Origin of the sequence: Micromonospora sp. LOL_015 (genome assembly GCF_048060275.1) — a bacterium.
In the GTDB taxonomy this organism is placed as follows: Bacteria; Actinomycetota; Actinomycetes; order Mycobacteriales; family Micromonosporaceae; genus Micromonospora_E.
The window spans coordinates 25575-50721 of record NZ_JBHMIO010000033.1 but is presented as its reverse complement, the minus strand read 5'-3'; the positions used below and the strand labels follow the sequence as shown (position 1 = coordinate 50721).

Genomic DNA, 25147 nt, shown 5'->3' with positions numbered 1-25147 from the left:
CGCCGGTGGTCACGCCGGTGTGCCCGGTCGGGGGACGTGGTTGACGAACACGACGCCGTCGATCGTGTCGAGCCGCGCCGGGTCCAGCGGGAAGTAGGCGAAGTCGGGGCTGACCCGGGGTACGGCTGCGGTGAGGGTCCGGGCCAGTCGGCGGGTGTCGACGAGGCAGGTGTCCCACGGCAGGGTGGCGAGGGCACCTTCGACGGTGTCCGGTGGTGGGGTGGCGTCGCCGAGGGTGCCGAGGGCGCAGGCCAGGTGGGCGTACCGGTCACCGAGGCGGGCCGCGGTGATCGCGCCGGCGCTCCACATCCGTAGCTGCTGGTCGCCGAACGACATGACGCTTCGGGTGCGCTGCAGGTGCAGGTTGTGGGCGAACACCAGGGCGGGGCCGTGGTCGGCGACGGCCCGCAGGTTGGCGGCCATCATGGCGTCCCGCAGCGCCGACAGCCGGGCGATCCTGGTCGGGGACGGGTCGGCCATCGCGTGGTGGTAGCGGAGCAGGCCGACGGCGGTACGCCCGTACAGTTCGGCCCGTTCGCGGTCGGCGGGGTCCAGCTGCGGCGCCTGGGTGTCGAGCAGCGCCAGCAGGTCGTCGGTGATCAGCCGGAGCTGCTGGGCGTCGGCGGACCGGCCGATCGACCGGGACGGGTCGGTGACGGTGGCCGGGTCGGACCAGCGGTCGTCCGGGCCGAGCAGCGAGTCGAGGGTGTCCCGGGTGCCGGGCGGCGGGTCGTCGAGCAGGTCGTGCAGGCCGGTGAGTGCCTGGCGTGGGCTGGCCGCCCAGTACTCCAGGGGACCGTCGAAGCCGTGGAACCGTAGTTTGTCGTCGTGGTCGGTGTTGTAGGCCCGCATCCAGCTGACCAGGTCGCGGTTGGCCGGTGAGGTGCCGAACTGGTGGCTGAAGCCGTGACGCATGACGTCGTCGAGGGTGCCGGTGCCGGCCGTGACGTACTCGTCGACGACGAGGCCCATCAGGCAGTCGCTTTCGACGGCGATCGACCGGTAGCCCTCGTGGGTGACGAGGTGCCGGAAGATGTCGTTGCGCAGCTGGCCGAGTTCCTCCACGAAGTGCCGGGCCTCACCGAGGCCGAGCAGCAGGGGGCGGGCGGGCAGCGACCGCAGCAACGCCGAGATGCCCGCGCCGTCGACGGGGCGGGCGGTGTCCGTGATATCCATTCCTTCAACGGTATCGTTGAAACAACGGTGTAAGGTTTGTGTGCGTTCGGCGCTGGGATGCTTCGTCAAGTCTCAAACAGTGGGGTAGCTGTGCGGCCGGTGGACCTGGCGCGGGAGCATGGTCTGTCCCCTCAGGCTGTGCGCAACTACGAGCAGGCCGGTGTCCTGCCGGCGGCTGCGCGGACCGCCGCGGGCTACCGGGTCTAATCGATCATGCGGGCGGTGAACCGGGGCGCCGTCGACGAGGCGCTGCGACGTGTCGACGACAGCCACTGCCAGTTGGTCGAGGACCGGCGTACCGTGCAGGCGGTCGAGGTCGCGCTGCGTGATCTGGTGCCGGTCGCGCCCGAGCGCGGCGGGACGTTCATCGGCCCGTTGGCGGCCCGGCTCGGTCTGCGCCCGGCCACCCTGCGTGCGTGGGAGGCCGCCGGTCTGGTCCGGCCGGGCCGGGACCGGCGGACCGGCTACCGGGTCTACGACGCCGACGACGTGCGGGACGTGATGCTGGTCCACCAGCTGCGCCGGGGTGGCCATCTGCTGGCGCAGATCGCGCCGTTGATCACCCAGGTCCGTGCGGTCGGTGGCGTCGCCCCGCTGGAGTCGACGCTGCGTGTCTGGCGGGACCGGTTGTCCGCGCGGGGCCGGGCGATGCTCGCCGGTGCCGCCGAACTGGACGCCTATCTGCGTGTCCGGGCGGCGGCGTCAGCCGGGTCGGCTGCGGGTGGGCCGGACTGATTCTCGGTGGCCGGGGTCGCCCGGTGCGGGTCAGACTCGTCCGGTGTCGACGTTCGACGAGCTGATCGCCGAGGCTTCGGCGGTGCCGGTGGCGGGCTGGGACTTCTCCTGGTTCGCCGGCCGGGCCACGGAGCAGCGGCCGTCCTGGGGGTACGCGCGGCTGCTGGGCCGTCAGATGGCCGGTGCCCGGCGGGCGGTGGATGTGCAGACCGGTGGCGGCGAGGTGCTGGCTGGCGTCACGTCGGTGCCGCCGCTGCTGGTGGCGACGGAGGGCTGGCCGCCGAACGTGGCCGTGGCGCGGCGGCGGCTGGCGCCGCTGGGTGTGCATGTCGTGCGCGCCGCGCAGGACGGCGGGCTGCCGTTGCGGTCCGCCTGTTTCGACCTGGTGGTGAGCCGGCATCCGACGGTGGTGGGCTGGTCCGAGGTGGCGCGGGTGCTGGCGTCGGGCGGTTCGTACCTGTCCCAGCAGATCGGCCCGGACTCGGTCGGTGAGCTGCGGGCGGCGTTGGGGGTGTCGGTGCCGCCGCGTGCCGATCAGCGTCCGGACCGGGTGCGGGAGGCGGCGACGGCGGCCGGTCTGGACGTGGTGGACCTGCGGGTGGAGTCGCTGCGGGTGGAGTTCTTCGACATCGCCGCGGTGGTCGTGTTCCTGCGGAAGGTGGTGTGGACGGTGCCGGGTTTCACGGTGGACCGCTACCGGGACCGGTTGGCGGCGCTGCACCGCAGGATCCGCGCCGAGGGGGTGTTCGTGGCGTACTCGCGTCGGGTGCTGGTGCGGGCGTACCGGCGGTGACGTTGGTACGCCCGGGAGCGGGCATTCCGCATCTCGCCAGCCAGACCGACCTCACCTAACCCCCTATATGCCCCCACAGGGGCTAGGTGAGGTACGCTCGTTGGGTCCGACCCTGCACCGAGGAGGCGAAAGCCGTGCCGAAGATCAACGTTTATCTGCCGGACGACCTCGCGGACGCGGTCCGCGACACCGGCATCGCGGTGTCGGCGGTGTGTCAGCGGGCACTGGAACAGGCCGTCCGACGGGTCACCGCGATCCGGGCGACCAACCTGGCCGACCTGGACGCCGACCAGTTGGCGGCGCAGCTGCCCCACCTGACCGCCCGTACCCGCGACGTACTACTGCGGGCCCGGACGCAGGCGCGCTCCGCGCACGCCGCCGAGGTCGGCACCCGGCACCTGCTGGCCGCGCTGCTCGACGAGGGTGACAACCTCGGTGTCCGGGTGCTGCAGACGATCGAGGTGCCGCCGGCGCAGGTCACGGCCCGGTTGGCCGCCGTGGTCGCGACGAGCGGGTCGGCCCCGACGAGTGCCCCGGTGTCGACCCTGCGGTTCACCGGCACCGGAGCGGGCGCGCTCGAGTTGGCCGTCACCGAGGCCACCGCGCTCGGGCACAACTACGTCGGCTGTGAGCATCTGCTGCTCGGGCTGGTCGCCGAGCCGGACGGCACCGCGGGGCGGGTGCTGCGTGAATCCGGTGTCGAGCTGCGGGCGACCCGGCGTGCGGTGGTGGCGGCCCTCGCCGGGTACGCGCACCTGCGTGCCCAGGCGGCGACCGCGTCCGACGGCGGCGTGACCGCGCCGGCCGGGACGGATCCGCTCGCCGCCGTCGCGGCCCTGGTCCGCCGTGAGCTGGCGCCGGTCACCCGACGACTGGAGCAGTTGGAGCGCCGGGTCGGGGCCTCGGCCGAGTAGGACCGGGTCCATCGACGTTCGCGGGCCTGGATGTCCGCGTCGCCGGTGCTGGAACACGGTGACCGCCGTCGGTGCGGGAACGCAGCGGAACCGGTTCGGGAAGGCGGTCCTGGACGATGGCTGCTCCCGAACAGGTCAAAGGAGGTCTTCCATGCCTGTGCTCACCCTGTTGAGATCAGGCGGCGAGGGTGAGCCCGGAGCGCGCCACCTCGGTCGCGTACGCCGCGCAGTGGCCGGCCACGTCCACGCCGTGGGTGTCGCAGGAGCGGGCGAACTCGGGGTTCGCGTTGACCTCCAGCACCACCATCGCGCCGGTGACGCGGTCCTCGATCAGGTCCACGCCGTAGAAGCCGGGGCCCAGCGCGGCGACGACGTCGGCACAGAGCCGGCCGATCTCCGCGCAGATCTCCACGCGTTCCACCTGGGCGCCCAGGTGGGTGTTGGTACGCCAGTGTTCGCTGCGCCGCCGGAACGCGACGACCGGACGCTCGCCCACGACGATGACGCGCAGGTCGTGGCCGGGCTTGTCGACGTACCGTTGGACCAGCACGGGGAACAGCCTGCCGGCCGCGTCGGCGGATTCCCGGCCACCGGTCCACGCCTCCAGACAGCAGCGCCTGCAGGCCCTTGTCGCCGCAGACCTCGATCGCCGACGCGCTGTTGACGGTGGTGATCCCGGCCCGGTCCAGTCGCCGGGCGATGCTCAGCGCCTCGCGATGCGACAGGTTCCTGATCAGCGCGACCCGGGGCGGCTCCTCGCAGCCGGAGAGCACCTCGCCGATGTCGGGTGGCAGTGCCGGGCGGGCGGTCAGGCCCTGCGCGCGCAGGGCGTCCAGGAGCCGCTTCTCCTCCGGGCGCAGCACCGTCACCGACAGCAGGACGTCGGTAGGCGCGCCGCTCATTCGCCCCAGTCCTCCTCCACCTCCGGTGCGATGCAGACCTCGTACACGCCGTCGGCCGCCGCGGTCAGTTCGTGCTCCTGGCCGCAGGCCGAGCACTCGATGATTTCGCCCTTCTCGGCGTCGCCGTCGATGGTGAGCGGGCTGTCGCAGACGAGGCAGACCACAGCTTTGTCGGCGATAACCGGCATGACCTTCTTCCTTTCTGTCCTCGGTCGATGGCTGCTTCCGGGGCGGGCCGTTTCCCGGCTCCCGGGCATCTCCACGGTAAGAAGGCCGCGTCCGACGGCGCACTACGGAACCATGAAGCGCCGCAATGAACGGGTGGGTGTCCGCCGGCTCCCGCCCGGGGGGCGCCGGTCAGTCCAGCAGCGCGGCCGTCCAGTCCGCTGCCCGGTCGCCGATGTGCTCGGCGTCGCGGCGCCAGGTCTCGCCGTGGCCGTCGTCCCACAGTCGGGTCCACGGCAGCACGCCGGCGGCCGACTGCTCGGCGAGGAAGTCGTGCATCGACCGGGCCCGGCGGGCGAGCAGCGGGACGAGGTCACGGCGCTGGCGTTCGTCGAGGCCGTACGCGTCGACGAGGGTCCGTAGCCGGCGGGCGGCGTCGGGGCGCTGCCAGGCGGGGTCGGCGGTCAGCGGCACGAACGCCTTGGCCGCGTAGGCGAGGTCCCACAGCCGGGTGCCCGGCGCGGCGGTGTCCCAGTCGATGAAGGCCCACCGGTCGCCGACGACCAGGTTCCAGGGCGCGAGGTCGTGGTGGACGACCAGATCGGTGCCGTCGGGTGGGATGAGCCGCCGCCAGACGGCACCCGGTGGTGGGGTGAAGCTGGCGGCCGCGTCGTGCAGGTCGCGTACGAGCCGGCCGACCCGGCGCAGGGCCGCGACCGGGCCGAGCAGGTCGGACCGGTCCGGCCAGGGGACCGTTCCGGGCAGGTAGGTCAGCACCTCGCGGCCGGCGGCGTCGACGCCGAGCGGCCGGGGTGCGCCGCCGAACCCGACGTCGTGCAGGTGGGCGAGGAAGGCGTGCACAGCGGGGGTCCACGCGCCGGCGGGTCGGCGGACCGTGTCGCCGATCCGGACGACGGCGTCGGCGACGTTGCCGCCGGTCAGCGGCTGTTCCGGTGGGCTGTCGGCGGGGGTGGGCACGGCGGTGATCCTGCCGGAGGGCGGCGGGTCCGGTCGACCGGTTTGTCCCGCGCACGGGACGACTTGACGCTCACAGGGTTGCGCGCTATAGCTATAAGTAAGTTGAGTCTGCGGGGCTCAACTTGAGGGAGTGAGAAGCCCGCACCCGTGAGGAGGTCCGACAATGTTGATGCGCACCGACCCGTTCCGGGAGATCGACCGGATCGCCGAGCAGTTCTTCGGCACCACCACCCGTCCGGCCGTCATGCACCTGGACGCCTACCGCGACGGCGACTGGTTCTACGCCGCGTTCGACCTGCCCGGCGTCGACCCGGACAGCATCGAGTGCACCGTGGAACGCAACGTCCTGACGGTGCGTGCCCAGCGCCACCGCCCCACCGGCGACAAGGTCGAACTCGTCGCCGCCGAGCGGCCGATGGGCACCTTCACCCGGCAGCTGTTCCTCGGTGACACCCTCGACACCGACAAGCTGGAGGCCGGCTACGAGGCCGGCGTGCTGACCCTGCGGATCCCGGTGGCGGAGCGCGCCAAGCCGCGCCGGGTCTCGATCAGCGTCGGCGACGACGGCCGCCGGCAGCTCAGCAACTGAAACCCACCCACCGAGTCCCCGCCCGGCGCCGGAGCGCGCCGGGCGGGGACTCGTCATGTCCGGCGGGGGACAAGCCGGCAAACGCCTCGCGCCGGTGTCGCCGGCCGGGCATCCTGGGCAGATGATCGACCCCCGGTTGACCGGGCACGTCGCGATCGTGACCGGCGCGAACCAGGGCATCGGCGCGGCGATCGCGCTCGCCCTGGCCACCCAGGGCGCCGCGGTGCTCGCCACGTACCTGCGGATGGACCCGTCCCCCTACGCCGACGATCCGTCGTTTCCCGCCCAGTACGGGCGGGTCCGCGCCCAGGACGCCCGCAGTGTCGTCGACCGGATCGTCGCCGCCGGGGGCAAGGCGGTGGCCGTGGAGGCGGACCTGGCGGATCCGGCCACCCCGGCCCGGCTGTTCGACGAGGCGGCCGCCTCGTTCGGCCCGGTCGACATCCTGGTCAACAACGCCAGCGGCTGGCTCAGCGACACGTTCCGGCCGGACAGCCGGGACCGGTTCGGCCGGCCGTTGACCCACGTCGACGCCGGCACCTTCGACCGCCAGTTCGCCGTCGACGCCCGCGCCCCGGCGCTGCTGATCGCCGAGTTCGCCCGCCGGCACCTGGCCCGCAAGGCCAACTGGGGGCGGATCGTCGGGTTGACCTCCGGCGGCCCGCACGGCTTCCCCGAGGAGGTGTCGTACGGGGCGGCCAAGGCCGCGCAGGAGAACTACACCATGTCGGCCGCCGCCGAACTCGCCCCGTACGGGGTCACCGCCAACATGGTGCAGCCGCCGGTCACCGACACCGGCTGGGTGACACCGGAGGTGGAGAAGCAGATCACCGGTTCGAGTCCGCTGAGCCGCATCGCCCGCCCGGAGGACGTCGCCGAGGTGGTCACCCTGCTGGCCTCGCACCAGGCCCGTTACGTGACCGGCCAGATCGTCCGGATGTCCTGACCCCGCCGCACCGCAGGTCGCGGCCGCCGCTGGCCGGCCGGCCGAGGTCACCTAAAGCGCGGAAAGATCACGTACGGCGTTTCGGCGCTTGCGGCGACGCCGGTTTTGGCATCCTGCTGCGATGCGTCACCCCACCACCCCCGGTCTCGTCCCCCGGCCGGTCGACCGCGGCCTGACCGCCGCCACCGCCCCGGTCGACTTCACCGAGGCGTGGCTGCGTAACCGTCGGCTGTCCGAGCACACCCGGGCCGCCTACCGCCGGGACGTGACCGGCTGGTTGTCATGGTGCACCGCCACCGGGCTCGACCCGCTGCAGGCGTCGTTCCTGGACGTCAACGCGTACGCCCGGGCGTTGGAGGCCACCGTCGACCCGCGCAGCGGCCGGCTGCTGACCCCGGCGACGGTGGCCCGGAAACTGTCCGCCATGTCCAGCTGGTACGCGTTCCTGGTGCGGCTGCGGGCGGTGCCGGCCAACCCGGTGACCGACGCGGACCGGCCGAGGATCGACCGGGACCATTCGGCGACCGTCGGGTTGAGCCCCGACCAGGTCGACGCGTTGTTCGCGGCCGCCCGCGCCGACACCGGGGCGAGCGGTGCGCGCAACCTCGCCGTGCTGGCGCTGCTGGCCGATCTGGGGCTGCGCGTCGGTGAACTGGTCAGCCTCGACGTCGCCGACGTCGGCGACGAGCGGGGGCACCGCAGTGTCCGGTTCGTCGGCAAGGGCGGCCGGTCCCGCCGCCGGGCGCTCGCGCCGGACACGGCTGCGGCGCTCGACGCGTACCTGGCTGTCCGGGCCCGGACAGCCGGTGTCGCGGCCGATGCGCTCGACGGCCCGCTGCTGGCCACCGCCAGCGGCGCCCGGCTGGACCGGCACGCGGTGTTCCGGCTGGTCCGGCGGCTGGCCCGGGCCGCCGGTCTGCCGGCGTGGGACCGGCTGTCGCCGCACTCGCTGCGGCACGCGTTCGCCACCACCGCCCGCGCCGAAGGGGTGCCGCTGGAGGACGTGCAGGACGCGATGGGTCACGCCGATCCGCGGACCACCCGCCGGTACGACCGGGACCGGTACAACCTGGACCGGGATCCGGCGTACCGGATCGCGGCCGCGCGGGCCGCCCGCGCCGCCGCGTCCAGTTGAGCGTCTCACCGGATCCGGCAGGTCACCGTTGTCGCTGCTGGTCGTCGTGGCCGCGCAGCGAACCGGCGTGGGCGCGGGCGGTCGGGTCGCGGTGGACCTTGACCAGGCTGGCGACGACGGTGACGGTGAGGATCACCAGGATCAGCCCCAGCGACACCGGGGTCTGCACCTCGGGGACCCGGTCGTCGAGGGTGTGGCCCCAGTGCAGCACCAGTTTGACGCCGATCAGCGCCAGCACCAGGGCCAACCCGGTGGACAGGTAGACCAGCCGGTCCAGCAGGCCCTTCACCAGGAAGAACAGTGCCCGCAGCCCGATCAGGGCGAAGGCGTTGGCGACGAAGACGATGTACGGCTGCTGGGTGACACCGAACACGGCGGGGATCGAGTCGAGGGCGAACAGCAGGTCGGTGCTGCCGATCGCGATCAGCACGATGAACAGTGGGGTGACGACACGGCGACCGTCGAGGCGGGTGACGAGCCGCCCGTCGACGTAGTCCGGTGTCACCGGCAGCACCCGCCGGGTGGCGCGGACCAGCACGTTGTCGTCGACCTGCGGGTCCTCGTTGCGGTGCCGGAACAGCTGCACGGCGGTGAAGATCAGCAGCAGGCCGAAGACCAGGAACATGAAGGAGAACAAGTTCAGCAGGGTGGCGCCGGCGGCGATGAAGATCGCCCGCAGGACCAGCGCGGCGATGATGCCGAAGGTGAGCACCTTGTGCTGATGTTCCTCGGGAACGGCGAAGGTGCTGATGATGATGACGAAGACGAACAGGTTGTCGACGGACAGGCTCTTCTCCACCAGGTAGCCGGCGAAGTACTCGGTGCCGTAGTCGCCGCCGGCCCAGGCCATGAACACCAGGCCGAACACGACGGCGACCGCGACGTAGAACACCGACCAGGCGACCGCCTCACCGAACCCGACGGCGTGCGGTCGGATCGCCGCTACCGCCAGGTCGAGGGCGAGCAGCGCGATGATGACGACGAGCGTGACGGCCCACACGCCCGGGCCGATCTCCAGCGAACCCATGTCAGAGATCGTGCACCTGTCGGCGGCGTCGCGCGCGCCGACACACGGCATTGGTGGACAATCCGGGACGTTGCGCTACGATGCCCGGCCGCCGGGTGATGCGCGGCCGCGCAGGCTCGGTTGCTCATGGCCGCCGGCCGCCCGGGCGACGGGACTCAGGTCCGGCTGAGCAGTTCCAGGTGCCGGTGGGCGTCGGCGGCGATGTCGGCGCCGACCAGCCAGCGTCGGGTCCACAGCCGGGCCGCCACCTGGGCGGCGTCGGTCTCGTCGGAACCCGCCGCGTCGGCGGCGGTGTCGTCGGAACCCGCCGCGTCGGTGTCGCGACCGGGCCCGTCGGCCAGGTCGACGAGCAGCGCGGCGGCCAACGTGTACGCCGTCCGCAGCGCCAGCGGGCGCGCGCCGGCCGCCGTGTCGGCCCCACCCGGGTCGGCCGCGACCCGGGCCAGGTCCGTACGCAGCCGCCCGGCGGCGTCGGTGAGCGCCGCGGCCACCTCGGGGTCGGCGGCGGTGGCGGCCGCCCGGTCGACCCGGGCCAGCAGCGGCCCGGCGGCCTTTTCGCGGGTCACCGCCCGCAGCGCGTCCAACGCCAACACCGTGGTGGTGCCCTCCCAGATCGGCAGCACCTGGGCGTCACGCAGCAGCCGGGGCACGCCGGTGTCCTCGACGTAACCAGCGCCGCCGAAACATTCGACGTACTCGCTGGCGGCGGCGACCGCGAGCCGGCCGGTGGCGAGCTTCGCCAGCGGTGCGGCCAGCCGCAGTTCGGCCGCCGGGTCCACCTCGGCGGTGGCGTCCGGTCCGCCGGGTGTCGACCGGCCGGCGACGCCGGCCTCGACCTGTCCGAGCAGGTCGAACACGTGGCCGGCGAGGACGAACGCGCCGGCGGCGTCGACGGCGAGGGTGCCGAGCAGGCCACGGTGCGCCGGGGAGTCGACCAGCCGGCCGCCGGCGACCCGGCGGGCGGTGGCGTAGGCGTGCGCGTACGCCAGACCGCGGCGCATCCCGCTGGCCGCGGCGGAGGCGTTGTGCAGCCGGGTCACCACCACCAGGGTCATCGCCCGGGCCAGGCCGGGCCGTGCGGGGTCGCCCAGCGGCAGCGCGTACGCGTCGCGCAGGCCGACCTCGGCGGTGGGCAGCGCCCGGGTGCCGAGCTTGTCCTTGAGCCGGTGCACCCGCACGCCGGGGGCGGGTGCGTGCGGGTCGGTGCCGGCGGCGGCCAGCGGCGAGTCGGCGGCGTAGCGGGGCACCAGGAACGGCACGAGCGTGCGGCTGCCGTCGGCGGCGCCGACCGGGCGGGCCAGGGCGACCGCGACCGCCGAGTCGATCGCGGAGCAGAACCACTTCTCGCCGGTCAGCCGCCAACCGTCGCCGTCGTCGTCGGGGCGCGCCACGGTGGTCGACCCGGACAGGTCGGAGCCGCCCTGGGCTTCGGTCATCCACTGGCCGCTGGTGATCGCGGCGGCGGGGTCGGTGGCGGTGAGCCGGGGCAGCCAGGTGTCGCGGACCGCCGGGTCGACGTCGGGGTGGCGCAGCAGCGCGGCGGCCCCGTCGGCCATCGCGACCGGGCAGGAGAACGTCGCCGACTCCGGCGCGTACAGGTGCAGCAGGGCGTGCTGCACCATCCGGGCGTCCGGGCCGAAGGCGGTGCGGGTGTCGGCGCGGTACGGCAGCGCGACCAGGGCGTGCCGGGCGGCGGCGGCCCGTAGCCGCTGCCAGCCGGCACAGGTGTCGACCCGGTCGACGCGCCGGCCCCACGGGTCGTAGCGGACCAGCCGGGGCGGGTGCTGCTCGGCGTCGGTGTGCGCGGCCCGCAGCGGGCCGGTGACGTCGGCGGCGAGGGCGGCCAGCCGGGGCCGGGCGGCGGTGTGCGCGGCGGGGTCGATCCGGCGGCGCAGCCACCGGTCGAGCAACCAGTCGGTGCGGTACGGGTCGCCGGGGGCGGGCACAGGTTGGACGTACCGGTCCACGATGATCGATCCTCCTCGCCACGCACAGCGGTTACTACCCGACAGTAACCTGTGGTGGGTTTCGCTGGCAGCGTGACGGTCTTCCGCGTCGTCGGGCCGGACGGCACAGTGGTGGTATGCGACTGCTGATGCTGGGCGGCACCGGGTTCGTCGGCCGGTGCGTCGTCGAGGACGCGCTGGCCCGCGGCTGGGCGGTCACCCTGCTGCACCGCGGCCACCGGCCGGCGCCGGCCGGCGCGCAGGTGCTCGTCGGCGACCGGACGGCCGCCGACGGTCTCGCCGCGCTGCGCACCGGTGACTGGGACCTGGCCGTCGACACCTGGGCCGGTGCGCCGTCGGTGGTCCGCGACGCGGCCCAGCTGCTACGCGACCGGGTCGGGCACTACACGTACGTGTCGAGCCGCTCGGTGTACGCGTACCCGCCGCCGGCCGGGCTCGACGAGACCGGGCCGCTGGTCGACGCCGACGCCGACGCCGACGCCGACGACGACGTCACCTACGCCCGCGCCAAACGCGGCGGTGAACTCGCCGCGGTCGCCGCCTTCGGTGACCGGACGCTGCTGGCCCGGGCCGGGCTGATCCTCGGCCCGTACGAGGACGTCGGTCGGCTGCCGTGGTGGCTGCACCGGGTCGCCCGGGGCGGCGACGTGCCCGCCCCCGGGCCGCCCGACCTGCCGCTGCAGTACGTCGACGCCCGGGACCTGGCGGCCTGGCTGCTCGATGCGGCCGCCGCCGGTGTCGGCGGGCCGGTCAACGTGGTCAGCCCGCGCGGCCACACCACGATGGGCGAGCTGCTGACCCACTGCGTCGACGTGACCGGGGCGTCCACCCGGCTACGCTGGGTCGACCCGGCGGCGGTGGCCGCCGCCGGTGTCGCGCCCTGGACGGAGCTGCCGATCTGGCTGCCCCCGGGTGAGCTGCACGACGCGCTGCACCACGGCGACGTGTCCCGGGCACTGGCCACCGGGCTGCGCTGCCGGCCGGCGGCCGAGACCGTCGCCGACACCTGGGCCTGGCTGGTCGGCGTGGACCACCGTCCGGCGCTGCGGACCGACCTGCCGCCGCTGGGGCTCGACGCGGGTCAGGAGGCCGCGCTGCTCGCCGCCGCCGGACCGGATCCGTCCGTCAGTTGACGGTTCGCCCGGCCGGGGCCGAGGTCGCCGGTGCGGTGGTGCCGGCGGCACAGCACCTGGTACCGCACGTCGGAATGGTCGACGGTGTCACCGATCACCACCTGCTCGCCGTGGCGGGCCACCACACCGTCGACGACTCGGGCGTTGAGCAGGCCCTGCCGGCCGCACCAGCACAGCACCTCGACCTGGATGCGGCACACCTCGTCGGCGATCTCGAACAGCCGCTGCGCGGCCGGGAACAGCACCGACCGGAAGTCACTGGCCAGCCCGAACGCGAACACGTCGACGTCGTAGCCGTCGACCAGGTCGGCCATCTGTCCGACCTGGTCGACGGTGTAGAAACACGCCTCGTCGCAGATCAGGTAGTCGACCCGAGTGCCGTCCGCCCACCGGCCGCGCACCAGCGCCACCAGGTCCAGGTCGTCGGTGACCTCGATCGCCGAGTGGGCCAGCCCGATCCGGGTGGTTACCTGCGGCCCCATCGACCGGTCGTTGCGGGTCAGCACCAGACCCCGGCGGCCCTGCCGGGCGTGGTTGTGGTCCATCTGCAGGGCCAGCGTCGATTTGCCGCAGTCCATCGGACCCCAGAAGAACTTCAACGCCGCCCCGTGCCGTAGCCGTCCGTCGCCGGCGGCCAGGCAGGCGGTCGCCAACGCGGACTGGTCGCCGCCGCCCGGCCCGGCCGTCCTCGGCTGACTGTCGTCGGTCACGACCGGGCAGCTTACTAGCCGTTACCGCCGGCACCGGCGGCCCGGGTCGCGATGTCGGGTCAGACGGCGTTGTCGGGTCGACCGGGCCGGGCGGCGATGTCGGACCACTGTGGCAGGATCTGCCGCCATGTTCCCCCGCACCTGGACCCTGACCCACATCGAACGTGTCATCCGTACCGCCTGGTCCGCCGACACCTGCGATCCCGCCGACCTGGCGGACTGGCACACCGGCAACCCGGCCCGCGGCCAGTGCGGGGTCACCGCGCTGGTGCTGCACGACCTGCTCGGCGGTGAGCTGCTGGTCGGGCAGGTCAGCGCCGGCGGGCGACGGACCGGCCAGCACTGGTGGAACCGGCTCGGCGTGGTCGAGATCGACCTGACCCGCGACCAGTTCGGCCCGCACGAGCGGATCAGCGGCGGTACGGTCGTCGACCGGCCGGACGGTCCGCCGCGCCGCTGCCGTGAACAGTACGAGACGCTGCGTACCCGGGTGTTGAAGCAGCTCGGTGCCGACACCTCGGTGGCGGCCGGCCGATAGCATCCCCGCCGGCGGCGTACGCACGTCGGCGCCATCCCGGGAGAGGACATCAGGACTGTGAACGGACCGGTACGGCTCGCCGTCGACCTGGGCACCACGCACACCGTCGCGGTGGTCCGCCGTGGCGACGAGCCACCCCGGCCGCTGCTGTTCGACGGCACTCCGCTGCTGGCCTCCGGGGTCTGCGTCGACGCCGCCGGTGGCGTCCACAGCGGACGTGACGCGCAGCGGTTGGCCGCCGGGGAGCCGCACCGGTTCGAGCCGCACCCGAAACGGCGCGTCGACGACGGCTCGGTGCTGCTGGGCGACCGGGAGCTGCCGGTCGCGCAACTGCTGGCGGTGACCCTGCGCCGGGTCGCCGCCGAGGCCGCGACCGCCGGCGTGCATCCGGCCGGCGGCACCGTGCTGACCTGCCCCGCCGACTGGGGTACCCCGCGTCGGGACCTGCTGCGGGCGGCCGCCACGGCCGCCGGGCTGGGCCCGGTGCGCCTGCTCGACGAGCCGATCGCGGCCGCCACCTACTGTGTCCGGGTGCTGGGCCGGCAGGTGCCGCCGGGCGGCACCCTGGCCGTGTTCGACTTCGGCGGCGGCACCCTCGACGTGGCGGTGGTCCGCAACGAGCCTGCGGTGGGCGGGGCCGGCGGGCTGCGGGTGCTGGCCACCGGCGGGCTCGACGACCTCGGCGGGCTCGACGTCGACGAGGCGCTGGTCGCCCACCTTGGTCACCTGGTCGCGGTCCGGGACCCGCAGCTGTGGCAGCGGCTCAGCCGGCCGGTGACCGCCGCCGACCGCCGTGACCGGCTTGCCTTCTGGTCCGAGGTGCGGGCCGCGAAGGAGATGCTGTCGCGGGCCTCTGCGGCACCGGTGACGGTGCCCGGGCGGGACGATCCGATGCATCTGACCCGGGAGGAGCTGGACCGCATCGCCGGGCCGCTGGTCGACCGGGCGGTCGACGAGACCCGCCGGGTGCTGCAGTTGGCCGGGGTCGACCCGGCGCGGCTGGCCGCGCTGCTGCTGGTCGGCGGGGCCAGCCGGATGCCGCTGGTCGCCAGCCGGTTGCACGCCCGACTCGGAGTCGCCCCGTCGGTGCCGGAGCAGCCGGAGCTGCCGGTGGCGTTCGGTGCGCTGCACCACACGCCGTCGACGGACGTCGCGGCGCCGTCGACCGCCGCCCCGACCGGGCCGCACATTGTGCAGCCGGGCCCACCGGTGCCCGGCCCTACCACACCGGCTGCTGGCGGCGATCTGCCGTCGCCGCCAGCACGTCGGCGGCGTCGCGGCCGGGTGGTCGCGGCGGTCGCCGCCGGCGTGGCGGTGACGCTGGCCGCCGGGATCGGCCTGACCAACGGCTGGCTGCTCGACCAGTTCACCGGCGACGGTAGCGGGCCCCGTGACACCAACCTGTTCGGTGGCCTGCTCGGCGACGACGGCGGCGGGACGGGGGACACCGCGGGCGACCTGACCGAGGTCCACCAGGTGACGTTGCCCGCCGGCACCGGCGGGTCGACGGTCACCGTCGCCGGTGACCTCGCCGTGTACGCGGCGGTCGCCGTCGGCGGCACCACCGTCACCGCGGTACCGGCCGACGGCGGCGACCCGGCCTGGACCGCCACGGTGGACGTCGAACCGACGGAGGTGCGGCTCACCGCCGTCGGTGGGCTGCTCGTCGTCGACGCCGTCGACTCGGCGACCGACGGCGGCGATGACATGCGGGTCGTGCTCGACGCCGCCGACGGCACGGTGCGGTGGAAACGCAGCTGGCAGGACCGTACCGACGTGGTCCGGCTGGGCACCGACGTGATCGTCGAGATCAAGGACGGCATCTTCGACAACGCGGTCGCCCGGGTCGACCTGACCACCGGGGAGCAGCGGTGGCGACGCGAGGCCCCCGACGACGACCTGCTGGTTCTCGACGCATCGCGGATCCGGGCGGCGACCCGGTGGACCGGCGCGGACCCCGTCGAGGACGCCGGCGTGCTGCCGGCCTCCGGGTACGGGCTGCGGGACAACCGGCACGCCGAGCCGGGCCGGGTCGTCGAGTTGAGTGAGGGCAGCGGCCGGGGGTTCGTGCTGGACACCGGCGACGGCGACCCGATCGCCAGCGGCGACCTGCCGCTGGACAACGACGCGTGGACCGTCTACGAAGGGCTCGCGATCGGCCGGCTGTCCGACGGCGCGTCGCCGGGACGGGCTGTGCTGGCCGCGTACGACCTCGACGGTTTCACCCGCGCGTGGGAGGTGCCGCTGCCGGCCGGTGACACCATCGAACTGGTCAAACCGTGCGGGGAGCGACTGGTGTGCGCGGCGGTCGACGGCGGCACGTACCGCACGATCGCCGTCGACATCGGCACCGGCGACGAGAAGTGGAACCGCACAAGCGAGTTCGGATTCGAGGACAACTGGTACGCGGTGCCGGGTGGGCTCGTCTTCGGCGACCAGACGTTCGACACGGTCGACGACTTCTGCCTGCTCGACGAGGACGGCGGGGAGATCACCGCCGCCGCCACCCGGTCGGCGGCGGCGGTGGCCGACGGCCGGGTGGTGGTGCTGGGCCACCGGATCGACACGGCGTCGAGGACCGCCGTGCCACAGGTGTCCGTGTGGGACGCGGCGACCGGTCGACGGACCACACCGGTCGACGTCGGCACTGACCTGGTGGACAGCCGGGTGACGCACGCGGTGGTCGGCGGCGACACCGTCGCGGTGGTCACCGCCGACCATCAGGTGCGGGTGCTGTCCGTGATCGGGCCCGGCTGAGTGGGCGGCCATCGGGCCGCCCACTCAGGCCACGGTCAGTAGACGTTGACCCCGTACACCGACAGCGCCTCGGCCACCGGCTGGTGGTAGGCCCGGCACTCGGCCCGGTTGCTGCCCGAGTGCAGACCCAGCGCGGTGCTGCCGGCGAACACCGCGCCGCCGCTGTCGCCCTTGTCCGCGCACAGGCTGGTCTGGAACAGCCCGGTCACCGGACCCGCCGAGTAGTTGACGGTGACGTTGACCGCGACGACCGGGCCGGTGGTGACCCCGGTAGTATTGCCGCTCTTGCTGACCGTCTGCCCCACATACGGGTTGCCGGCGCCGGCGATGTCCCGCAGCGTCCCGTCGTACAGGTTGACCGCCCCGGGCCGGTTGACGGTGGTGTCGACCCAGCGGACCAGGCCGAAGTCGTCACCGGGGAAGTTGCTGGCCACCGTGGTGCCGGCGGCGGCGACCCCGTCGACCATCCACAGCGTCCGCGACTCGGTGCAGTGCCCGGCGGTGAGGAATCCCGGCCGGCCGGCGCTGTCGTACACGTTGAACCCGAGCGAGCAGCGGCCGTTGGAGTAGATCGGGTCGCCGCCGGCGGCGGTGGTCTCCACCGTGCCGGCGACGCGTTCGACGCGGACCGCGTCGCCGAAGCGGGCCGCGACCGCTTCGACCAGCGTCAGCCGGGTGTCGGTGACGGTCGCGTCGACCGAGACCACGACCTGGTTGCTGACCGGGTCGGCGTACCAACTGGTCCCCGGCACAGCCGCGGACCGCGACAGAGCACCGGTGACCCGGGCCAGGTCGCCGGAACCCCGATCGACGGTCCGGGCCACCCCACCCGCGGCCCGGACCACCCGGGCAGCGGCTGCGTCGGTCACGGTCACGACCAGGTCACCGGTGACCTCGTCCCGGTACGCCCCGGCGGACCGGTCACCCAGCCGGTCGGCCAGCGCCAGGGCGGCCTCACCGCCGAGTTCGGGGGCGGGCCCGGCGGCAGCGGCCGCCGGACTGGCCAGCAGGCCACCGACCAGTACGGCGGCGGCAGCCAACGCGGAGCCGATCTGTCTGATCGGCGTGGATATATCCCTCACACAGTCCTCCTGCGATCTGGTGAACGTGAGATGTCCGGTCAGGACGGCGATCATCATCGCCGCTGGCGGCGGCGCTGAACACCGTGCCATTGCCCATTTGTGGGCGACTTCCGGCCACGTGCTTGACGCTGACCGGTGCCGCGTCCCCGGGCCGTGGCGAGTGGACCTGCCACAATGGCGACATGGCGCGACCGGACCGGGACTCGTTGTTCGCCGCCGGGCGGCAGTTGAACATCGGACAGCTGCGGACCCGACTACCGGTCTCGCCTGGCCGGGCACGTCCCGCTGCTCGGCTCGACGGCGCTGTTGACCGCCGCCGTGGTGCTGAACGAGGTGCCCCGGCGCGGGTGAACGGGTCGCCGTACCGGTGGGCATACTGGTAGCGCTGCTGACCAGCGCACCCGGAGGGCATGATGATCATTGACGTCGCGCAGATTGAGGCGGCGGCGCGGCGGATCGCCGACCATGTGGTGCGGACGCCGACGGTGCCCAGCCCCGGCCTGTCCGGGCTGCTCGGCGTACCGGTGACGGCGAAGCTGGAGCTGCTGCAGCGGACCGGGTCGTTCAAGGCGCGGGGCGCGGCGGCGAAGCTGCTGACCCTCGACGACGGGCAGCGGGCGGCCGGCGTGGTGGCGGTCAGCGGCGGTAACCACGGCATCGCGGTGGCGGTGATGGCGCAGGCCCTGGACGTGAAGGCGACGGTGGTGATGCCGCGTTCCGCGCCGGAGCGGGCGGTGGAGGTCGCCACCGCCGCCGGGGCGACGGTGCGGGTGGTCGACACCATGGACGAGGCGTTCGACCTGACGGCGCGGTTGCGGGCCGACGGGCTGGCGATGGTGCATCCCTTCGACGACCCGGTGGTGGTCGCCGGGCAGGGCACCGTCGGTCTGGAGTTGGCGGCTGACGCGTTCGCCGACGACCGCACGGCGCCGACGGACGTGCTGGTCAGCGTCGGCGGCGGCGCGTTGATCTCCGGGGTGGCCGCCGCGCTGCGGGCCCGCCGGCCCGGCGTCCGGGTCTGGGGGGTGGAGACCGACGGCGCGTCGGCGATGGCGCAGGCCTGCGGGCACGGCGGCCCCGTGCCGGTGAAACTGTCGTCGATCGTGTCGACGTTGAGCGCGCCGACGGTGTCGCAGCTGACCTACGACCATGTCACCGAACTGGTCACCGACGTGCTGGTGGTGTCGGACACGGAGGCGGTGCGTGGCAGCCTGGACCTGGCCGAGCACGCCAAGGTGTGGGCGGAGCCGGCGGCCGGGTGCCTGCTGCCGGCCGCCCGCCGGGTGGTCGAGCGGGTCGGCCCGGACGTCCGGCTCGGCCTGGTGGTCTGCGGCGGCAATGTCACCGTCGCCGACCTGGCCGGGTGGGCCCGCCGGTTCAACCTGATGGGGCTGATCTGACGGGCCGGGCACGTCACCGGCGCACTGGCACCGGAGTCAGTACACCCGGGCGTTGCACACCGTGAGTACCTCGGTCACCGGCTGGTGAAAGGCGATGCACGCGCCGACCACTCCACCCGAGTGCAAGCCCAGGGCTGTGACCGGCTGCCATCTTCTACCGCAGCGTCGCGGCCCGACGGCGGTGCGACAACGTGACGTGGTGGTGCGCCCCGGCGTGCCCGGCCGGGTCGGTGTGCACGGTCGCCGACACCAGCCGGGGTACGGCGTGGGTGAGCTGGTGTTCGGCGTCCGCGGCCACCTCGTGCGCGGCGAGCAGGCTCAGGTCGGCGTCGACGACGAGGTCGGCTTCGGCGTGCAGCCGGTGGCCGATCCAGCGCAGCCGTACCGCTGTCACGTCGCGGACGCCGGGCACCGCGCGCAGGGTCGTTTCGGCGTTGTCGACCAGGGCCGGGTCGACGGCGTCCATCAGCCGCCGGTACACCTCGCGGGCGGCGTCACGCAGCACGTACCCGATCGCGACGGTGATGGCGAGGCCGACCAGCGGGTCGGCCCACTGCCAGCCGGCCGCCGCGCCCCCGGCGGCGGCGACGACGGCCAGCGAGGTGAATCCGTCGGTACGGGCGTGCAGCCCGTCGGCGACCAGCGCGGCCGAGCCGATGCGCCGGCCGACCCGGATCCGGTAGCGGGCGACGATCTCGTTGCCGGCGAAGCCGACGACCCCGGCGGCGGCCACCCACGGCACGTGGGTCATCGACGCCGGGTGGATCAGCCGGTCGACGGCGGTCCAGCCCGCGGCGATTGCCGAGCCGGCGATGACGACCACGATGACGACGCCGGCGAGGTCCTCGGCGCGGCCGAACCCGTAGGTGTAGGCGCGGGTGGCGGCGCGCCGGCCGATCAGGAACGCGATCGCCAGGGGTACGGCGGTGAGCGCGTCGGTGACGTTGTGCAGGGTGTCGCCGAGCAGCGCCACCGAGCCGCTGGCGGCGACGATGACGGCCTGGGCGGCGGCGGTGGCGGCGAGGACCGCCAGGGAGATCCACAGGGCGCGGAGTCCGTCGCGGGACGCTTCGAGGGAGTCGTCGACCTTGGCGGCGGTGTCGTGGGTGTGCGGGGTGAGCCGGTGCAGCGCCCGTCGCCACCAGGCCCGCCGCGCCGGATGCCGGTGACCGTGCGGGTGGTGGTCGTGACGGTGGTGGTCGTGGTCCATGGCGATGGCAGAATACGTGCTCATGTACGCACGCGACAACGCTGCAGGTGCCACGGATGGGCAGCAGCAACCGACCGGCGCGCAGGTCGACACGGCGGTGACCGCGTTGAAGATGCTGGCCGACCCGACCCGGCTACGCCTGCTGTGGCAGCTGCGCGACGGCGAACACGACGTCGGCACCCTCGCGGCGGGCTCTCCGGCAATGGCGTGGTGGGCGGCATCATCCCGATGGATGGCGTGACCGCCAAGGACCAGGCAAACTGGGCCGAGCTCGCGTTTCAGCGACGGTTCAATCGTCGCCCGGTGGTGTCCGCACTGGTCGTCCGGGCGTCGACATCCTCGACCGAGATCGAGAGGTTGCAGAGCGTGATGGCTGCGGCGTCACCTGCGGTCACCACCACCGCGCCGGCAGTGGTGTCGAGAAAGGTTTTCGGTTGAGCGTGCACGCGACACCGTACAACCTCTCGACGGTTCCATCGATGAGCACTGCCCATCAATATGGGAAGGCGACACCTACCGTACCGTTTACCCACCGGTACAGGAAGAACTTCGAGTTTATGACTACTGGTTCGTCTACGAAAGCGCCTACAGCGCGCAACCTTCGACTTTTCCGAGTGATTGGGGAATGGAACTCGGCATAACAACGTGGAACGACGATCTTCCTGGCTGGGTCGTCCGCCCGTTTTGTCCGCCCGGCTTTGGTGACTCCGATTGGGACTTCTGGTCCGGCACCTACGAGATGGGTGGCATTTGGGGGGGGACGTCCCGGAATCCTCTGCTCCCTACGCCGACTACAACATCGCAAGTGATGGTTGCGACGAGAACGGAGTCGAGATCGGAATCGGTTTCCCGCGCCAACTGGCCCAGGACACACTGTACCTGGCGTTCGCCGAGCTGTATCCTGGCAACGAAAGCTCTTCGCGGATGGCCGCGTCCGTAAGCATGAAGAGTAACGACTGCAACAATCTTGGACTATCCCCGCAGACCGATTGCATGGGACTGAACACCGATCGAGATCCTCCAGTTGGGTTCGACGGCAGCGCCCTGCTGGTCAACTCAAGCCGCAACCGGACAGTGCCGGCCCGCTTCCTGATGGGAGAGGAATTCACCAATCCGATTCGCTACGCTCCGGGAGTAAGTGGCTGTCCAACCGTGGTCTACTACTGACGCCTACGCTGATAGTGCCGGCCCAGGTAGTCTGACCGTCACCGGTTTCATGGCTGCCTGGGCGCACGGGCCATTGTCGGTCTCAGGGAGATGATCAGGATGTCGCAGCAGAGTCCTCGGCGCCGATTCGGCGGGGAACAGCTGTTCATCTGGTACCTCGCGACCGCAGCCGCCGCTGCGGTGGTCGGCGTGGTCGCCGGCGGAGTCGGCCTGCTGGTGCTGTCCGCGTTGCGAATCGGGTGTCGTCCCACCGGTGGGGACGTACTGCCCAGCGGCGAGCTGCAGTGCCCCGACGGCACCGGCAAGGTACTCCCGGCGTTGGTGTTCGCGGGTCTCGGCTGCGTCGTCGTCCTGGCGGTGGCGGCGGAGCTGCTCAGCCGGCGGGGCGACGCCTCCACGGTTGCCCGCGTGGCCCGGCACGGCTTGTGGCTGGCCGCCTGGGTGGTGGCGCTGCCCGGCCTGGCGTGGGTCAGCGTGGTGTCCACGTCGGCGGCGACACGACAGGCCTTCTGGGGTGTCGTGGTGGGCGTCTGCGCGGCGATCGCCTTCGTCGCGATTCCGCTGGTCACGTCCTACGTCCGTCCGGCGTACGCGACAGTGGTGCTGGCGGCGTGTCTGGCGGTGCCGGCCACCGCCGTGCTGGTCGGCTTGTGGTTGCCGCTGCTCGTACCGCTCGCCCTGCCGGTGACCGCCATCTGGCTGGTGGCGTTGTGGCTGTCACGGGCGGCCCATCGGATCGGCGTGACAGCTGCGGCGAGCCAGGTGAGCGGCCCGTAGGCCGGTCACGGGCCGGATTGCCCGCTACCCCGAGAGGGTGAGACGCAGCGAGACCGACGGGCGCAGCCAGGCATGGTGCATGCCAGGCCCGGCCGCCGCGCGGTCGTCGCCGCTGATCTCTCCGAGCTGCGCGGACCGGTCAGCGGGATCGTCGAGCTGCCGCACCGGCTGCACTGGCAGCCGGACCGCCGGGTCGACCTCTCGGCAATCCCGCGCTGCTGCGGTGGATGTACGAGACCGGCACCAACACCAGGTGGTACGGCTGCAGCCGGTGCGGTTCGACCGGCACCGCCAGCCGGTGATGACGCGGATCGGTCCAGCCAGGGGACCAGATCGATGTCGAGCGGGTGTCGGGTCGCCACGACGTTGCCGCCGTGGCGGCCCGGCCGATTCGTCGTCAGTCGGCGTGGACGCGCAGCGCGGCGATGAACCATTCCGTCGCCGGCACCTGCGGTGGGGCGGCCAGCCAGCCGTTGAGGACGCCCAGCAGCTGCCAGTAACGCTCCATCAGCCCGTTCCTCGACGGCCGACCGGGGTGATGCTGGCCAGCGAGTTACGGCTGCACGGCGTGTCCGTACTCGTCGTGGAGAAGGACGCGGAGCCGACCAGCCACGTCCGGGCGGGCGGCCTGCATGTGCGCAGCATCGAGATCATGGACCAGCGTGGCCTGCTGGACCGGTTCCTCGCGTACGGCCAGCGGTATCCGTTCGGCGGTTTCGCCGGCATCGACAAACCCGTGCCGGACCGGCTGGACACCGCGCACGGGTACGTGCTCGCCATCCCGCAACCCGTCACCGACCGCCTGCTGACCGAACGCGCCGCCGAACTCGGTGCCGAGATCCGGCGCGGCTGCGAACTGGTCGGCCTGCGCCAGGACGACGTTCAGGTGACCGCTGAGCTGGCAGACGGGACCTGGCAGCGTTCGTGCTACCTCATCGGCTGCGACGGCGGCCGCAGCACGGTGCGCAACCTGCTCGGTGTCGCCTTTCCCGGCGAACCGACCCGGGTCGACACCCTGCTGGGCGAGATGAGGGTGGCCGTACCGGCGGAGACCGTCGCCGCCGTGGTCGCCGAGGTCCGCGCCAGCGAGAAACGGTTCGGGGCGGCGCCGCTGGGCGACGGCGTGTACCGGCTGGGGGTGCCCGCCGCAGGGGTGGCCGCCGACCGTAGCGTCGCACCGAACATCGAGGAGTTCACCCGGCAACTGCGGGTGACCGCCGGAACCGACTTCGGCGTGCACTCACCGCGCTGGCTGTCCCGGTTCGGTGACGCCACCCGGCTGGCGCAGCGCTACCGGGTCGGCCGGGTCCTGCTGGCCGGCGACGCCGCGCACATCCACCCGCCGCTCGGCGACCAGGGCCTCAACCTCGACATCCAGGACGCGGTCAACCTCGGCTGGAAACTCGCGGCCGTGGTCGCCGGCTGGGCACCCGACGGGCTGCTCGACAGCTACCACACCGAACGGCATCCGGTGGCGGCCGCCGTGCTGGACAACACCCGGGCGCAGATGGAGCTGCTGTCCACCGAGCCGGGCCCGCAGGCGGTGCGCCGGCTACTCGCGGAGCTGATGGACATCGAGGAGGTCAGCCGCCGCCTGATCGAGAAGGTCACCGCCATCGGGATCCGCTACGGCGTCGGCGGCGAGGACGGGGACGGCGGTGGCGGTTTGACCCATGACCTGCTCGGCCGGCGGCTGCGCGACGTAGCGCTGACCGGCGGCCGCCGCCTGTACGAGCTGACGCGTGGCGGCCGTGGGCTGCTGCTCGACCAGACCGGCCGGTTGTCGGTCACCGGCTGGGTGGACCGGGTCGACCACGTCGTCGACGCCAGCGACGACCTGGACGTAGCCGCCGTCCTGCTGCGTCCCGACGGCCATGTGGCCTGGGTCGGCGACGACCAGCAGGATCTGCTGCATCACCTGCCGCGCTGGTTCGGCGTAGCCGACAACCGGCTCAGGCCCGCCGCGTCGACACCGTAGGGCCAGCTCGCGGCGGGATCGCCCGCTACCCTGGATGACGTGAGACGCAGCGAAGCCGAGGGTGGCATCGTGCCGTACCTGGCTCGGCCGGGTCGTCGCGCGGCAGTCGTTGCTGACCTCGCGCAGCTGCACGGACCAGTCAGTGGCGTCGTCGAGTTGCCGCATCGGCTGCACTGGCAGCCCGACCGCCGGGTCAATCTCGACAACCCCGCACTGCTGCGGTGGATGTACGAAACCGTCCTGGTCGAGGCGGTCACCCCGGTCGAGCTGGTCACCTGGCTCCACGGCCCGACGCTGGTCCGGCTCTGGCCGGACCTGTGGGTTCCACGTGGCGTCAGACAGGCCTGGGAGCAACGGCACCCTCAGCTGCGCAGCGCCCACCAGCCCGCCGCCGCGTGACATCAGAGGAGTTCCAGGCCGAGGTGGCACGGCTGGCGCTCGCCGTGGCCCAGCGACACGGCTTCGCGTTAGCAGGCGGACACGCGCTGATCGCATACGGCGTGGTGGACCGGCCGACCGAAGACGTCGACCTGTTCACGGACCAGTCCGGTGGGGTCACCGCGGCTGCCGACCTGGTGATGTCGACCCTGAGTCGTGCTGGACTGCACGTCGAGGCGGTCACGGATTCAGCCGACCTCGGCGACGTCTTCGACGGTTTCGAGCATGATCTCGTCGAGTGCGAGGTGCGTCGCGGAGACCAGACGGTGCGGCTGCAGATGGTGCGGTTCGACCGGCACCACCAGCCGGTCATGATGCAGATCGGGCCGGTGCTGCACCTTGATGACGTGGTTGCCTCAAAGGTGGTAGCACTCGCTACCCGGGCTGCCCCTCGCGATTACATCGATACTGCCGCTGCCCTAGCCCGCTACTCCAGAAATCGGCTGACCGAGCTCGCCCGGCAGGCGGATTCTGGTCTGACCGAGGAGGACTTCACCGATGCCATGCAGCGGCTGGACCGGATGGACGACGCCGTCTTCCGCGAGATCTATGGGCTGACCGCGACACAGGTCAACGAGATTCGCCACTGCTTCTCCACCTGGCCGAGGTTTGCGCCCTGACCCACGCGGG

27 protein-coding genes are annotated in these 25147 nt (G+C 72.9%); 18 read left to right on the top strand and 9 right to left on the bottom strand.

Annotated features, from left to right (window positions below; translation table 11 throughout):
• Positions 1-9: 9 nt before the first annotated feature.
• Positions 10-1176, bottom strand: coding sequence for an erythromycin esterase family protein (locus tag ACFHWU_RS22565; protein ID WP_416569425.1), 1167 nt, complete (start codon positions 1174-1176; stop codon positions 10-12).
• Between the two features lie 57 nt (positions 1177-1233).
• Here ACFHWU_RS22565 and ACFHWU_RS22560 point away from each other — a divergent pair, with 57 nt between their 5' ends.
• The 4 genes from ACFHWU_RS22560 (at position 1234) to ACFHWU_RS22545 (ending at position 3618) form a co-directional block, all read left to right on the top strand.
• Positions 1234-1383: a MerR family DNA-binding transcriptional regulator gene (locus ACFHWU_RS22560; RefSeq protein WP_416591505.1), complete on the top strand. Its 150-nt coding sequence runs from the start codon at positions 1234-1236 to the stop codon at positions 1381-1383.
• Positions 1384-1398: 15 nt separating this feature from the next.
• Positions 1399-1911 (top strand): MerR family transcriptional regulator, encoded by a 513-nt coding sequence (locus tag ACFHWU_RS22555; protein WP_416591504.1) that lies wholly within the window; start codon positions 1399-1401, stop codon positions 1909-1911.
• Positions 1912-1954: 43 nt separating this feature from the next.
• Complete coding sequence (locus ACFHWU_RS22550) at positions 1955-2704, top strand: methyltransferase domain-containing protein (RefSeq protein ID WP_416591503.1); 750 nt, start codon at positions 1955-1957, stop codon at positions 2702-2704.
• 134 nt (positions 2705-2838) lie between these two features.
• Positions 2839-3618, top strand: a complete 780-nt coding sequence (locus tag ACFHWU_RS22545) for a Clp protease N-terminal domain-containing protein (RefSeq protein ID WP_416591502.1) — start codon at positions 2839-2841, stop codon at positions 3616-3618.
• 175 nt (positions 3619-3793) lie between these two features.
• Here the strand turns inward: ACFHWU_RS22545 and ACFHWU_RS22540 are convergent, their stop codons facing one another.
• The 3 genes from ACFHWU_RS22540 to ACFHWU_RS22530 form a co-directional block, all read right to left on the bottom strand.
• A complete protein-coding gene (locus ACFHWU_RS22540; RefSeq protein WP_416591501.1) occupies positions 3794-4168 on the bottom strand; it encodes a hypothetical protein in 375 nt (124 codons plus the stop codon).
• A gap of 348 nt (positions 4169-4516) precedes the next feature.
• A complete protein-coding gene (locus tag ACFHWU_RS22535) occupies positions 4517-4708 on the bottom strand; it encodes a lysine biosynthesis protein LysW (RefSeq protein WP_123601560.1) in 192 nt (63 codons plus the stop codon).
• A 169-nt stretch (positions 4709-4877) separates the two neighbouring features.
• Positions 4878-5663, bottom strand: coding sequence for a phosphotransferase enzyme family protein (locus tag ACFHWU_RS22530; RefSeq protein WP_416591500.1), 786 nt, complete (start codon positions 5661-5663; stop codon positions 4878-4880).
• 163 nt (positions 5664-5826) lie between these two features.
• Here ACFHWU_RS22530 and ACFHWU_RS22525 point away from each other — a divergent pair, with 163 nt between their 5' ends.
• The 3 genes from ACFHWU_RS22525 to ACFHWU_RS22515 all read left to right on the top strand — a co-directional run bounded on the left by ACFHWU_RS22525 (position 5827) and on the right by ACFHWU_RS22515 (position 8333).
• Positions 5827-6252: an Hsp20/alpha crystallin family protein gene (locus tag ACFHWU_RS22525; RefSeq protein ID WP_281567351.1), complete on the top strand. Its 426-nt coding sequence runs from the start codon at positions 5827-5829 to the stop codon at positions 6250-6252.
• 121 nt (positions 6253-6373) lie between these two features.
• Positions 6374-7198 carry an SDR family NAD(P)-dependent oxidoreductase gene (locus ACFHWU_RS22520; RefSeq protein WP_416591499.1) on the top strand — a complete coding sequence of 275 codons (825 nt, stop codon included), beginning with the start codon at positions 6374-6376 and terminating at the stop codon, positions 7196-7198.
• Between the two features lie 121 nt (positions 7199-7319).
• The gene (locus ACFHWU_RS22515) at positions 7320-8333 is read left to right on the top strand and encodes a tyrosine-type recombinase/integrase (protein WP_416591498.1); all 1014 of its coding nucleotides are present in this window, start codon (positions 7320-7322) and stop codon (positions 8331-8333) included.
• A 22-nt stretch (positions 8334-8355) separates the two neighbouring features.
• Here the strand turns inward: ACFHWU_RS22515 and ACFHWU_RS22510 are convergent, their stop codons facing one another.
• Positions 8356-9360 (bottom strand): TerC/Alx family metal homeostasis membrane protein, encoded by a 1005-nt coding sequence (locus tag ACFHWU_RS22510; RefSeq protein ID WP_416591497.1) that lies wholly within the window; start codon positions 9358-9360, stop codon positions 8356-8358.
• A 155-nt stretch (positions 9361-9515) separates the two neighbouring features.
• Complete coding sequence (locus tag ACFHWU_RS22505; RefSeq protein ID WP_416591496.1) at positions 9516-11327, bottom strand: acyl-CoA dehydrogenase family protein; 1812 nt, start codon at positions 11325-11327, stop codon at positions 9516-9518.
• A gap of 116 nt (positions 11328-11443) precedes the next feature.
• Here ACFHWU_RS22505 and ACFHWU_RS22500 point away from each other — a divergent pair, with 116 nt between their 5' ends.
• Complete coding sequence (locus ACFHWU_RS22500) at positions 11444-12460, top strand: reductase (protein ID WP_416591495.1); 1017 nt, start codon at positions 11444-11446, stop codon at positions 12458-12460.
• Here ACFHWU_RS22500 and ACFHWU_RS22495 read toward each other — a convergent pair.
• The gene (locus ACFHWU_RS22495; RefSeq protein WP_416555991.1) at positions 12409-13113 is read right to left on the bottom strand and encodes a thymidine kinase; all 705 of its coding nucleotides are present in this window, start codon (positions 13111-13113) and stop codon (positions 12409-12411) included. The two genes, ACFHWU_RS22500 and ACFHWU_RS22495, sit on opposite strands and share 52 nt — an antisense overlap.
• A 184-nt stretch (positions 13114-13297) precedes the next feature.
• Here ACFHWU_RS22495 and ACFHWU_RS22490 point away from each other — a divergent pair, with 184 nt between their 5' ends.
• On the top strand, positions 13298-13708 hold the full coding sequence (locus tag ACFHWU_RS22490; RefSeq protein WP_416591494.1) for a hypothetical protein: 411 nt from the start codon (positions 13298-13300) through the stop codon (positions 13706-13708).
• A 57-nt stretch (positions 13709-13765) separates the two neighbouring features.
• On the top strand, positions 13766-16465 hold the full coding sequence (locus ACFHWU_RS22485; RefSeq protein WP_416591493.1) for an Hsp70 family protein: 2700 nt from the start codon (positions 13766-13768) through the stop codon (positions 16463-16465).
• A gap of 35 nt (positions 16466-16500) precedes the next feature.
• Here ACFHWU_RS22485 and ACFHWU_RS22480 read toward each other — a convergent pair whose 3' ends face one another.
• Positions 16501-17547: a S1 family peptidase gene (locus ACFHWU_RS22480; protein WP_416591492.1), complete on the bottom strand. Its 1047-nt coding sequence runs from the start codon at positions 17545-17547 to the stop codon at positions 16501-16503.
• A gap of 410 nt (positions 17548-17957) precedes the next feature.
• On the opposite strand from ACFHWU_RS22480, the gene ACFHWU_RS22475 reads away from it, so the two are divergent.
• Positions 17958-18947, top strand: coding sequence for a threonine/serine dehydratase (locus tag ACFHWU_RS22475; protein WP_416569436.1), 990 nt, complete (start codon positions 17958-17960; stop codon positions 18945-18947).
• A 154-nt stretch (positions 18948-19101) separates the two neighbouring features.
• Here ACFHWU_RS22475 and ACFHWU_RS22470 read toward each other — a convergent pair whose 3' ends face one another.
• On the bottom strand, positions 19102-20181 hold the full coding sequence (locus tag ACFHWU_RS22470; protein ID WP_416569435.1) for a cation diffusion facilitator family transporter: 1080 nt from the start codon (positions 20179-20181) through the stop codon (positions 19102-19104).
• On the opposite strand from ACFHWU_RS22470, the gene ACFHWU_RS22465 reads away from it, so the two are divergent.
• From ACFHWU_RS22465 to ACFHWU_RS22435, 7 genes are all read left to right on the top strand, one after another.
• Positions 20180-20398: a hypothetical protein gene (locus ACFHWU_RS22465; protein WP_416591491.1), complete on the top strand. Its 219-nt coding sequence runs from the start codon at positions 20180-20182 to the stop codon at positions 20396-20398. The two genes, ACFHWU_RS22470 and ACFHWU_RS22465, sit on opposite strands and share 2 nt — an antisense overlap.
• Positions 20368-20595, top strand: a complete 228-nt coding sequence (locus ACFHWU_RS22460) for a hypothetical protein (protein ID WP_416555973.1) — start codon at positions 20368-20370, stop codon at positions 20593-20595. The genes ACFHWU_RS22465 and ACFHWU_RS22460 overlap by 31 nt, the downstream gene beginning before the upstream one ends.
• A gap of 312 nt (positions 20596-20907) precedes the next feature.
• Positions 20908-21324, top strand: coding sequence for a hypothetical protein (locus ACFHWU_RS22455; protein ID WP_416591490.1), 417 nt, complete (start codon positions 20908-20910; stop codon positions 21322-21324).
• Positions 21325-21423: 99 nt separating this feature from the next.
• Positions 21424-22101: an adenylate cyclase gene (locus tag ACFHWU_RS22450; protein WP_416569432.1), complete on the top strand. Its 678-nt coding sequence runs from the start codon at positions 21424-21426 to the stop codon at positions 22099-22101.
• Between the two features lie 490 nt (positions 22102-22591).
• A complete protein-coding gene (gene rox, locus ACFHWU_RS22445) occupies positions 22592-24079 on the top strand; it encodes a rifampin monooxygenase (protein WP_416591515.1) in 1488 nt (495 codons plus the stop codon).
• A 39-nt stretch (positions 24080-24118) separates the two neighbouring features.
• Positions 24119-24478 carry a hypothetical protein gene (locus ACFHWU_RS22440; protein ID WP_416555970.1) on the top strand — a complete coding sequence of 120 codons (360 nt, stop codon included), beginning with the start codon at positions 24119-24121 and terminating at the stop codon, positions 24476-24478.
• Positions 24475-25137: a nucleotidyl transferase AbiEii/AbiGii toxin family protein gene (locus tag ACFHWU_RS22435; protein ID WP_416591489.1), complete on the top strand. Its 663-nt coding sequence runs from the start codon at positions 24475-24477 to the stop codon at positions 25135-25137. Before ACFHWU_RS22440 ends, ACFHWU_RS22435 begins: the two co-directional genes overlap by 4 nt.
• Positions 25138-25147 lie beyond the last annotated feature (10 nt).